This is a genomic window from Anaerosporobacter sp. (assembly GCF_965301125.1).
Genome location: NZ_CBDLAM010000132.1, coordinates 1 through 11,130 on the forward strand (window position 1 = coordinate 1; position 11,130 = coordinate 11,130).

Sequence of the window (11,130 nt, forward strand, 5' to 3'; positions counted from 1 at the left end):
TATATATGTGGACAGTGGAAAATCCAAAAAGGAAAATAAAGAAGATAACGAAGAAAAATAATAATTCAATTCAAAGGGGAGTATAATATGGAAAATATTGTTATTGGTATCATTGCTATAGTATTTGCAATATTTTTACACTTTATATCACCAAATGAAGAAGGCAATATGTTGGGGTACAAATCACCTCAATTAGGGACCAACAAAAAAATTTGGAAATAGACGAATAGGTACTTTGGTACGTTAGCTCTTATTGGTTCAGTATGTTATTTACTGGTTTCATTGTATCTATATTATTCACAAAATAGTAGCTTTGATAAAAAATTACAACAAATTGGATTGCTTTATATTATAATATCGGTATTTTTGGTGGAATTTTATACTTTGATTAAAAATATTAAGGACAAATTGAAAAAGTAAAGAATTTAGTACCAGTAACGAGAAGGCTCTCATTACTGGTACTTTTACATATATCAATCTTATTAGAATAACCATCATCACTCCTATAAATACTCTTTAAAATTCGCTACATTATTCAAGAATTTAACAATATCAGAAGGGGATTCTCTTAGATCATTTTCTAACCATACTTGAATAACGGATATAATTCCACCTATGGAATACTTAATTAAGTATTCCATATGAACCTCATCTAGATCGGGATTACCGATAAGTTTATCGATATCTAATTTATAGGCAATATAGAGGATACGATCTAGTACTTTACTTCCTCTTTGTTTACAAAATAATATTTTACATAGTTGTTTATTCTGAGCAATCAAATCAAAAATATTAATCAATAGGGTATTAAGATGTGTTTCAAGTGAGGTTTCTAAAGCATATTTTAGTATTTGATCAAATAGCTCATCCTCTAAGGACTGTAATAGGTCATAAGCATCTTTGTAATGGGTATAGAATGTACCTCTATTGATATCAGCCTTATTACAGATATCGGTGACTGTAATTTGATGGATTTCTTTTTCTTGAAGTAATTCTATGAGACTTTCTTTTATTACTTTTTTTGTATATAGTATTCTGCGATTTCCCTTTGTTCCTGCCATTTTATTTACCTTTCTTACCTGCTTTTGTGATATGAACTATTGAGTGATTTTTTTATTAATAAATAGACATATTTTAATAAAGTGTTCATTTTATAGCAATTTGAAAATATGTGATTATTGTTACTAATTTAATAATTATATATAGTATAATTGTACTATTAATTATACAAAGTGTCTAGTTGATGGTTCTAGTATAGGACTTTGATGTAAAAGGGACATTTTGTGTTTTAATAAGTAAATTAGTAAAAATCGCTAAAATGGAGGTATATATGGCGTATATAGAAGTTATTGACGAATATAAAAGATATAAAATGGGTGACAATGTTATCGCTGCCAATGATGGAATTAATTTCTCGGTTGAAAAAGGTGAGCTCGTGGTCATATTAGGCCCTAGCGGTGCTGGTAAATCAACCGTGCTTAATATACTAGGTGGTATGGACACATGTGATGAAGGTAAGATTATAGTTGATAATACAGAGATATCTAAGTTTAATAATAAGCAACTAACTAATTACAGAAGGAATGATGTTGGATTTGTATTTCAATTTTATAATTTAGTTCAGAATTTAACGGCAAGAGAGAACGTAGAACTTGCTACTCAGATTTCTAAGAATGCTTTCGATGTTGATGAAATACTTGAGCTAGTAGGACTTAGTCATAGAAAAGATAATTTTCCATCTCAACTATCAGGAGGAGAACAGCAAAGAGTATCTATAGCAAGAGCAATTGCTAAGAATCCAAAACTGTTACTTTGTGATGAACCAACGGGAGCACTCGATTATAACACAGGAAAACAGATACTAAAAACCTTACAAGATGCTTGCAAAAACACAGGTACGACCGTTATCATTATCACTCATAACTCAGCAATTGCACCGATTGCAAACAAGGTAATTCGGATTAATGATGCGAAAGTTAGAAGCATTGAGGTAAATGAAAATCCAGTTCCAGTTGAAGAAATCGAATGGTAGGTGCGACACGAAATGCAAAAGAAGGCTTATAACAAATCGATAATAAGAGAGATTTTGTCATCAAAGGCAAGATTTCTATCAATACTTGCAATTATATTTTTAGGAGTAGCATTCTATTCAGGAATCAAGGCAAGCGGTCCAGATATGGAACTTGCTATTGATAGATACTTTAGCGAGAGCCATCTTATGGATAGTAAAATTGTATCGACCTTAGGAATTAATGAAGACGATTTAAAATTACTACAGGATGATGAGACTATCTTAGATTATTATGCAACACATAGTATAGATGCTAATGTAACCAACCAAAATAGTGTGGTTAAATTTATGGAGTATAATCCTGCAAGCACTAGTAATATGAATACATTTACAGTAGTAGAGGGACGACTTCCTGAAAATGAGGGAGAGATAGCCTTAGACTATAAGATTATGCAAAATAATCAAGAATTAAAGATCGGTGATGAGTACGAAATAGAATCAGATGAAGCTACATTAGCTACATTTAATAGACAAACTTATAAAATAGTTGGTTTTGTAAAGAGTCCGATGTATATTGATAAGGAGTCTAGAGGGAACACAACAGTCGGAAAAGGTAGTATTGATTATTTTGCTGTAGTTAATAGTTCTGATATATCGATGCCTGTCTATACCGAGGTTTATGTTAGATTTAAAAATGTAGAAAATCTTTCTCCATATAGTGATGCATATAGAGATAAGATGGAGGAAAATAATAAATATCTAGAAAAATTATTCAAAGAGGGATATTATTTCTTTGATCGAGATGATAACCCAGGGTATTCTACTTATGGGAATTCCATTCAAAGTCTTGATAAAATAGCAACCGTACTTCCTGTATTTTTCTTTTTAGTTGCTGTTTTGATATGTTTAACGACAATGACTAGAATGGTTGAAGAAAAACGAACAGAAATAGGTACATTAAAAGCGCTAGGATATCATGATTTAGAGATTTCTAAGAAGTATGTAATATACGCAGCACTAGCAAGTATAGTAGGTGCAGGAATTGGTATTCTAGTAGGAAGTACTCTGATTCCTTATATAATTAATAATGCATATGGAGAAATGTTTGTCATACCTGATATTCGATTAGAGTTCTATCCATCAGATATTATCCAGTCATTTGTTATATCCATACTGTGTACTGTGGGCGCAGCAATATTCGTATTGGAGGCAGAGCTTAAAGAAAATCCTTCTGTTCTTATGAGGGTTAAGTCTCCAAAGATAGGAAAGAAGATTTTATTTGAGAGAATAACTCCTTTATGGAAAAGGCTGAATTTCAATTACAAAGTAACATTTAGAAATCTATTTCGTTACAAGCAACGAATGATTATGACTATATTAGGAATCGCTGGTTGTATGGCTTTGTTAGTAACTGGTTTTGCTTTGAATAAATCAAATGAAGAGACAGTGAAGATGCAGTTTGATAAGTTACTACGATATGATGCTATGGTTGTATTTAATGATGGCGTAAACAAAGAAGAGGATGAAGCGTATTCTAAGATGTTAAATGAATTAGAGGAGTATGAATCAAGTCTAGATATTCATCAAGAAGCTATTACATTTAGCAAAAAGGGAATGAATAAGCAAAGTGCCATGATGTATGTGCCTAAAGATGTAGATCAGTTATCTAGCTTTGTATTATTAAACGATAGAGAAACAGGGAAGGAATACTCGTTATCAAATTCTGGTGTAGTCATCAGTGAAAAGTTAGCAAAACTATTAAATGCATCTGTTGGAGATTTGATAACTCTAAATGATGCAGATGAAAATGCATATGAAGTCAAGGTTGATCATATAGCGGAAAATTATTTTGATCATTATATCTATCTGTCACCTACGTATTACGAGCAGATATTTAATAAAGATGTAACGTTTAATGCTCAGTTAATCAATCTTAAATCATACGAAAATGATGATATACAGACGAAGTTAATGAACTCGGATAAGGTTATGAATGTAACACTTATGTCTGAGATAAAAGAATCAAGTGGTGATTCTAGCTTGAAGGTAGTTTTGATATTCATTATAGTATCTTCGGGGTGTTTGGCATTCATAGTATTATACAATTTAATTAATATTAATGTATCGGAGCGTATAAGGGAACTGTCTACTATAAAAGTTTTGGGATTTTTTGATAATGAAGTTACTATGTATATTTTCCGAGAAAATATAATTCTAACTTTGTTAGGGATACTTACTGGTTCGGTTATGGGGAAATTTCTATATAACTTTATCGTGAATACAGCAGAGACTGATCCATTGTATATGATAAGAGATGTGTATATGAGTAGCTATATAATATCTGGTTGTATTACATTCCTGTTTGCAATCTTAGTAATGATTATGATGCATGTAAAACTGAAGAATGTTAATATGATTGATGCTTTAAAATCAGTTGATTAAATCAAATAAAAGAACATCTTTTCTATGTTGTGTGCTATGGAGTATCGGTTTTCAGTTTGTTAGATGTAAATTACAAGAAGGACTTGATTTATCAAGCCCTCCAAGGTATAATTTACTTAGAAAGGTTATCGGAAGCAAATTCCGATTGCCCTCAGTTATTTTTGATTAGTTATAAAGAACTAGCATTCACTTTGGCCGAGGATGCTAGTTCTTTTTGTTATGATTATCTATGTAAGATAGAGCCGCAAAGATTACTAGTAGAAGTGTTAGTACTTCAATAATATTCATGGGCATCACCCTCCTTATGTACTAGAGGGCATCATTAGAAACTTGCATCCGCTTTCTGTTCAATTATACAATTTTATTGTAACACAAAGAGAACAGATGTTCAATTCGAAAAGCAACAGTGCTTTGATATTTCTTCCGATATTTTCTGTAATCTAGATAGTACAAAAACTAATAATTTTCCAATCCTATCAGAATTCCTAAGACAAATGCAAAATAAAAGAAAACAGTGATAATAAAACTATAAAATAGGTAATAATAACAGGAACATCTATTATATTAATTAAAGCTTTATGCAAGCGAAAGGAAAATTACCTATGAATTCAGTTTGGTCGGATCAAATCCATATGCCACAATTTCCACAATTACAAAGGGACATTAATACGGAGGTGCTAATTGTTGGCGGTGGGATGTGCGGAATCTTATGTGCCTACTTCTTAGAGCAAAAGGGGATTGATTACGTATTAGTGGAAGGAGAAAGAATCGGACAAGGAATTTCAAAAAATACCACTGCAAAAATAACATCACAACACGGATTAATCTATGACAAATTAATTAAGAATGCAGGAAGTGAAAAAGCCAAAATGTATCTTAAGTCAAATGAAGAAGCCTTGGCTAAGTTTTGTGAACTTTGTAAGGATATCAATTGTGATTTTGAGCATAAGGATGCATATACGTATTCACTCTCTGATAGAAAAATAATAGAAGATGAAGTTAGGGCTGTTAATACTCTTGGTTTTAAGGCTGAGTTTGTAGATAATCTGACCTTGCCATTTGAAACAAAAGGTGCAATAAAGTTTGAAAACCAAGCGCAATTTAATCCACTACTATTCATAGCAGAGATTGCAAAAGGGCTTAAGATTTATGAAAATACATTTATACGTGATATTAAGGATCATACAGCCATAGCAGATAAGGTTAAGATAACAGCTAAGAAAATTATTGTTGCAACTCATTTCCCATTCATTAATAAGCATGGAAGTTACTTTTTAAAGATGTATCAACATCGTTCTTATGTAATTGCACTCAAAAATGCAACGGACGTAAATGGAATCTATGTAGATGAGGATCAAAAGGGAATGTCCTTTCGTAATTATAAGGATTTGCTATTGATCGGAGGTGGTGACCATAGAACTGGAAAAACAGGTGGTAATTGGCAGGAACTTAGAGAATTTGCGAAAAAACATTATCCTCAGGCTACAGAAAAATATGCATGGGCAACACAGGATTGTATGAGCCTTGATGGGATTCCTTATATTGGACATTATTCTAAACAAACACCTCACCTCTATGTAGCTACTGGATTTAATAAATGGGGGATGACCTCTTCCATGGTTGCAGCCATGATATTAAGTGATGTGGTTATGGGCAAGAATAATCCGTGGCAGGAGGTTTACTCACCTCATCGAAGTATGCTTAAACAACAACTTTTCATTAATGGTGTTGAGGCGGTAAGTAATATACTAACACCTACCATGAAACGTTGCCCACATATGGGATGTGCATTAAAATGGAATAAGACAGAACATACGTGGGATTGTCCATGTCATGGTTCAAGGTTCGATCATAAAGGAGAGTTAATTGATAATCCAGCGAAACATAATGCAAATGTATAAAGTTGACATCTCCAGACTATTGTGATAGTATGACAATATACTATTGCAATAGTCTGGAGGTTTTGAATTTGGAAGTTAAGTTATTTGATAGTGAAGTTAAGGTTATGGAACTGATATGGGAACATGAACCGATTACAGCGAAAGAGCTTAGTGTTTTGGCGAGTGAGGCATATGGGTGGAATAAGAATACAACGTATACGGTAATTAAGAAACTTATAGATAAAGATATCATACTAAGAACAGAACCTAATTTTGTCTGTACCTCATTAATCAAGAAAGAGACAGTACAAAAGGAAGAGACGAATCAACTGATTAAGCGATTATTCAGGGGATCAAAGAAAGCATTTTTCTCTGCATTTTTAGAAGATGAGACGTTATCGAAAGAAGAGTATGAAGAACTAAGAGCATTAATTGATAAGAAAAGAGAGGATTAACGTTACCTAGGAAAGGAGAGGCAAATGGTTTCGATTTTTTATTGGATACTTAACATGACAATTCAAGGTTCTATACTGATTGTTATGTTAATGGGATTACGTAGGATTAAGAAGCTACCGAGAACTTTTATCTATGCTATGTATAGCTTGATACTCTTAAAGCTTATATGCCCTCTGGGATTAACCACTGGATTTAGTTTATTAAATCTTTTACCGAAAGGAAGTGTTAAACTAATTAATCTAGCAGGAAACGAATCAGATAATACAGAATTATTATTTTCCAATTTCATACAGGATGCCAACACCTATCAACCATTTGTAATAAAATCAGATGGATTAACTAGATGCTATGAAATCGGTTCAGTCGTGTGGATTACAGTATGTGGGGCATTATTATTTGGATATTTTCTTGTGTACTTAATAACTATGAGAGAATTAAGAAAATCAATTACTATTAATGGAAACATATATCAGAGTCAGTCTGTAAATGTACCAATGGTTGTTGGAATCATCAAACCAAGGATTATATTACCTGAAACTGTTAAGGAAGAGTATCTAGAGCATCTGATTGCTCATGAGAAGATACATATAAAACATAGAGATAATTTATGGCGGTTGTTAGCTATCCTTATCTGCTGTATCCACTGGTTTAATCCTTTCGTTTGGATTACATTAAAATATTTCTTTGCAGACATAGAATTTGCATGTGATGAGAAAGTAATACTACACTATGATTCAAGAAGACGGGCGGAGTACGCAGCTGCATTATTAGAATTTACAAATAAAGAACCAGTAGTATATGCAGCATCTTTTGGTGGAGGTAATGTTAAAATTAGAATTAAACGAATTCTTGATTATAAAAGATTGCCCATTGTAGCTTCAATCATCGTTACTTGTTTATTTGCAATCATAGCCATTATTTCTTTATCCAATAAATGAGAGGTGAATTATGTGAAGAAAAAGAAATGGATCAAGAGAATATTCTACATATCTTGCATGATAACAATCGCAGTAGCATTAACATCATGTAAAAGGGAAGAAGGAGAAGTTAATAATCATTTAGACACACAAGAATTGTTAACCGCTAAAGAAAATACATTGGATGAAGAAATTGCCTATAATGGTGAATTTGGAGAAGATGCTATATTGTTACCTCGGACCGGGGCAATCAAAGAAAGGAATACCTATATATGCCGTGAAATGAAGGCTAAAACATTGGAAGACTATTATGATTCATTAGCAAAACAAGGATATCAGTTATATCAAGAAGAAATTGTAGGTAAATATACATTTGATTATTATAAGAATGAGGGAAATTATATTCAGGTAGTCAATGTTGATGATTCAGTTTTTATATCCATAGCGAGAAATTATAAGAACATGGAAAAGGAAGAAGAGGTATTATCTACTGTAGAAGCATTAGAATTAATTAAGGACAAGGAAAAAGTTGTAGGTTATGAAGAACAAACTGGTGAAAAACAAACGGATAACAAGCAGATAGAAAATAAATCGGTAGAGGTAATCGTAAAGCATTGGATCAATGATTTATACGATAAGACTAATATCCTAGCTTATAGTGCGTATTCGAAAAATGGATCAGATGCTGGAACATATTTGATTTATGATAACAAGGCATATCAGATTTTTGATAATTTAGAAGAAGTTTGTGTTGCTGATTTGGATCAGAATGGAACGTATGAATTACTTTCTTTATATGGATTTGGACTTGGAACATATCGAATCAATCTAAATGTTTATCAATATGGAAATCCACTGTATTTCAATAGCTTAAATAGCGTATTACATCTTAATTATAGGAATAGCTTTGTCCCAGAATGTAGTTTCGGAATTTTGAGATTTAAAAAGGTAAGTGATACAGAGGTACATCTGATAGAAATCGAGGAGATTAATACTGGCGAACAAACCAAAGAAGAACAGATAAAAGATTACGGTGCACTTACAATTGCAGAAGACAATGTTCATATTGTACCAAAGAAGATAGAGGAATTTCCCTACTATCAATGGGATTATGACTATACAAGATCAACAAATGATTCGGAAACGACCAGTGATTCGGTCTTGGAAGAGTTACCGAAGCTAGAAGTCTTCGTGGGTAATACCAAACTTAATTATGTAGGAAGCAAACTTGATTGGAACGGAAAAAAAGAAGAGGCTGTTGAATTCCACGATATTATGGACGACAAGATTCCTGTGTTTGAATATCCTAATATAGCACGTAGCTATACAGAGGATATTTGCTTAATCTTTAAGGATGCACAACCTACGAAGATAACGGTACAGGATTATCTACTTACAGAAGGTGGGGGACAAATGTACCATTCCGATGGTGTTATAGAACGTGATGTAAGATACGGAAAAGATGGAAACTATTATATTGATTTGGTGCAACATATGGCTTTGTTTTTTAGTTCAAATTCATCTTCCTATACGAATCCATCTTACCGAGGATTTCGAATAACGTGTGAATTTGGTGAAAACCAAATCTGTGAGTATGCATTTGTATTATCGTTAGAACCACAGATGGAAGAACAAAGTTAGTTGGTTATGGTATTCGTTTCAGACTCCTTTGTGATATCCTCTAATACTTGAATTAAATCCGTTAATTCATAAATTTGTACATCTCGTTCTAGAATGGCATTTTTCAAATCAATGGAGAGAGTCTCAAATTGTTGTTGTAATTTGGGAGCTACATATGACATGTTTGTTCACCTCGTTTGGATAAATTTATTATATGAAAATAGTATGCGTAGGAATAAGCAAGTTATACTTGAATGAAAGTATTCTAATAACATAAAAAGTGGCGTTGTAAAACAAGAATATATTACCAAAAACTTGACTTATTTCTTGTTATTATAGCATATGCATTATATAATAAGCGTAACTGGTTCTATAGCAAAGTTGTCCTGGTATAGGATTAAAGTTGGACATTAAACGAGAAGAGGAGGATGTATATGCAATATGAATTACAAGGGGATTCTCTACCAGTTGTTATCTGCCATTTAGATCCGGGTGAAAAGATGATTACAGAAAGAGGATCGATGTGCTGGATGTCTCCTAACATGAAGATGGAGACTACTTCCAACGGAGGTGTTGGAAAGGCATTAGGCAGAATGTTTGCAGGGGAAGCATTGTTCCAAAATATCTACACCGCACAAGGTGGAACAGGTATGATAGCCTTTGCATCTAGCTTCCCAGGTTCAATTCGAGTATTTGATATTGAACCAGGAAGAGATATTATTGTTCAAAAATCTGCATTTCTTGCATCGGAGGCTGGAGTCGAATTATCCGTACATTTTCGTAAGAAATTAGGTGCAGGATTATTTGGAGGAGAAGGTTTCATCATGCAACGTTTATCTGGAAGAGGAAAAGCTTTCATTGAGATGGATGGGCATATGGTGGAATATAATTTAGCAGCTGGGCAATCAATTGTTATCGACACGGGATATTTAGCTGCAATGGATGCAACTTGTTCCATGGATATTCAAACAGTTCCAGGCGTTAAGAATATGATATTTGGAGGAGAAGGAATTTTCAATACCTTAGTAAAAGGCCCTGGAAGAGTAATCTTGCAAACGATGCCAATTAGTAATGTGGCTACATCGTTAAGAGGATTTATGCCATCTTCATAAATACTATAGATAATAATAATTAGGAAACCTTACTCTTATACTTCGAGTGAGGTTTCTTAATTATTAATGGATTAATTAGATAAGGAGGAACATCCGTTGGGTGATAAAATATTATGTAAACGACTACATCGTGGCGATGATTTATTAAAAGAGATAAAAAAGATTGCATCAGAAGAAAAATTAGAAGCAGCAGTTGTATTATCTGCAGTGGGATGTGTTACAAGAGCAAAAGTTCGTGATGCAAGTGGAAGGACTATAAAAGAAATTAATGAAGGTTGTGAAATCGTATCATTAAATGGAACAATTAGCGAGATAAGAACACATCTACACATCGCTTTATCAAAGGAAGATCTAACTACGGTAGGAGGACATTTGGTAGAAGGTTGTATCATTAATACAACATGCGAATTGGTTATACAAGAGTTAACTGGCTGGAGTTACGGAATTGAACAGGATAGTGAAACGGGATATGATGAGATAGTGTTTAGTAAAAAATGATTTGCAATCAAGGGGGGAGAAATAATGTATAAGAGTTATAAGCACAAATTAAATATGCTAGAACCAGGAAGCAAGATGCTAAAGGTGATAGGTATTCTGCTTGTGTCGGGATTACTTACACATTTAATGCATCTATATGTAATAAGAAATATAGTATTAGCGGGTGCTGGAGTTATAATAGCTACTCGTCTTAT

Annotated in this window: 11 protein-coding genes; 9 read left to right on the plus strand and 2 right to left on the minus strand. The window is 33.0% G+C overall.

Features of this window, described 5'->3' with window-relative positions; translation table 11 throughout:
- The first annotated feature begins 87 nt into the window (after nt 1-87).
- Nucleotides 88-222 carry a hypothetical protein gene (locus tag ACW2QF_RS13705; RefSeq protein ID WP_455716569.1) on the plus strand — a complete coding sequence of 45 codons (135 nt, stop codon included), beginning with the start codon at nt 88-90 and terminating at the stop codon, nt 220-222.
- 281 nt (nt 223-503) lie between these two features.
- Here the strand turns inward: ACW2QF_RS13705 and ACW2QF_RS13710 are convergent, their stop codons facing one another.
- The gene (locus tag ACW2QF_RS13710; protein ID WP_455716570.1) at nt 504-1,061 is read right to left on the minus strand and encodes a TetR/AcrR family transcriptional regulator; all 558 of its coding nucleotides are present in this window, start codon (nt 1,059-1,061) and stop codon (nt 504-506) included.
- Nucleotides 1,062-1,330: 269 nt separating this feature from the next.
- On the opposite strand from ACW2QF_RS13710, the gene ACW2QF_RS13715 reads away from it, so the two are divergent.
- The 6 genes from ACW2QF_RS13715 to ACW2QF_RS13740 all read left to right on the plus strand — a co-directional run bounded on the left by ACW2QF_RS13715 (nt 1,331) and on the right by ACW2QF_RS13740 (nt 9,347).
- On the plus strand, nt 1,331-2,032 hold the full coding sequence (locus ACW2QF_RS13715) for an ABC transporter ATP-binding protein (protein WP_455716571.1): 702 nt from the start codon (nt 1,331-1,333) through the stop codon (nt 2,030-2,032).
- 12 nt (nt 2,033-2,044) lie between these two features.
- Nucleotides 2,045-4,453 carry an ABC transporter permease gene (locus ACW2QF_RS13720; RefSeq protein WP_455716572.1) on the plus strand — a complete coding sequence of 803 codons (2,409 nt, stop codon included), beginning with the start codon at nt 2,045-2,047 and terminating at the stop codon, nt 4,451-4,453.
- Nucleotides 4,454-5,055: 602 nt separating this feature from the next.
- Entirely contained in the window at nt 5,056-6,354 is a 1,299-nt protein-coding gene (locus ACW2QF_RS13725; protein WP_455716573.1) for an FAD-dependent oxidoreductase, read from the plus strand.
- 68 nt (nt 6,355-6,422) lie between these two features.
- Nucleotides 6,423-6,788 (plus strand): BlaI/MecI/CopY family transcriptional regulator, encoded by a 366-nt coding sequence (locus tag ACW2QF_RS13730; protein WP_455716574.1) that lies wholly within the window; start codon nt 6,423-6,425, stop codon nt 6,786-6,788.
- 24 nt (nt 6,789-6,812) lie between these two features.
- The gene (locus tag ACW2QF_RS13735) at nt 6,813-7,727 is read left to right on the plus strand and encodes a M56 family metallopeptidase (protein ID WP_455716575.1); all 915 of its coding nucleotides are present in this window, start codon (nt 6,813-6,815) and stop codon (nt 7,725-7,727) included.
- A gap of 12 nt (nt 7,728-7,739) precedes the next feature.
- Nucleotides 7,740-9,347 carry a hypothetical protein gene (locus ACW2QF_RS13740; protein WP_455716576.1) on the plus strand — a complete coding sequence of 536 codons (1,608 nt, stop codon included), beginning with the start codon at nt 7,740-7,742 and terminating at the stop codon, nt 9,345-9,347.
- Here ACW2QF_RS13740 and ACW2QF_RS13745 read toward each other — a convergent pair.
- The gene (locus ACW2QF_RS13745; RefSeq protein WP_455716577.1) at nt 9,344-9,508 is read right to left on the minus strand and encodes a hypothetical protein; all 165 of its coding nucleotides are present in this window, start codon (nt 9,506-9,508) and stop codon (nt 9,344-9,346) included. The two genes, ACW2QF_RS13740 and ACW2QF_RS13745, sit on opposite strands and share 4 nt — an antisense overlap.
- A gap of 252 nt (nt 9,509-9,760) precedes the next feature.
- On the opposite strand from ACW2QF_RS13745, the gene ACW2QF_RS13750 reads away from it, so the two are divergent.
- Entirely contained in the window at nt 9,761-10,438 is a 678-nt protein-coding gene (locus ACW2QF_RS13750) for a TIGR00266 family protein (protein ID WP_455716578.1), read from the plus strand.
- A gap of 96 nt (nt 10,439-10,534) precedes the next feature.
- Entirely contained in the window at nt 10,535-10,936 is a 402-nt protein-coding gene (locus ACW2QF_RS13755) for a PPC domain-containing DNA-binding protein (RefSeq protein ID WP_455716579.1), read from the plus strand.
- The last annotated feature ends 194 nt before the right edge of the window (nt 10,937-11,130 follow it).

Coding starts and splice junctions, on each gene's coding strand:
- ACW2QF_RS13705 (WP_455716569.1), top strand. CDS start 88: ATGGAAAATATTGTTATTGGTATCATTGCTATAGTATTTGCAATATTT.
- ACW2QF_RS13745 (WP_455716577.1), bottom strand. CDS start 9,508: ATGTCATATGTAGCTCCCAAATTACAACAACAATTTGAGACTCTCTCC.
- ACW2QF_RS13725 (WP_455716573.1), top strand. CDS start 5,056: ATGAATTCAGTTTGGTCGGATCAAATCCATATGCCACAATTTCCACAA.
- ACW2QF_RS13715 (WP_455716571.1), top strand. CDS start 1,331: ATGGCGTATATAGAAGTTATTGACGAATATAAAAGATATAAAATGGGT.
- ACW2QF_RS13720 (WP_455716572.1), top strand. CDS start 2,045: ATGCAAAAGAAGGCTTATAACAAATCGATAATAAGAGAGATTTTGTCA.
- ACW2QF_RS13710 (WP_455716570.1), bottom strand. CDS start 1,061: ATGGCAGGAACAAAGGGAAATCGCAGAATACTATATACAAAAAAAGTA.
- ACW2QF_RS13735 (WP_455716575.1), top strand. CDS start 6,813: ATGGTTTCGATTTTTTATTGGATACTTAACATGACAATTCAAGGTTCT.
- ACW2QF_RS13750 (WP_455716578.1), top strand. CDS start 9,761: ATGCAATATGAATTACAAGGGGATTCTCTACCAGTTGTTATCTGCCAT.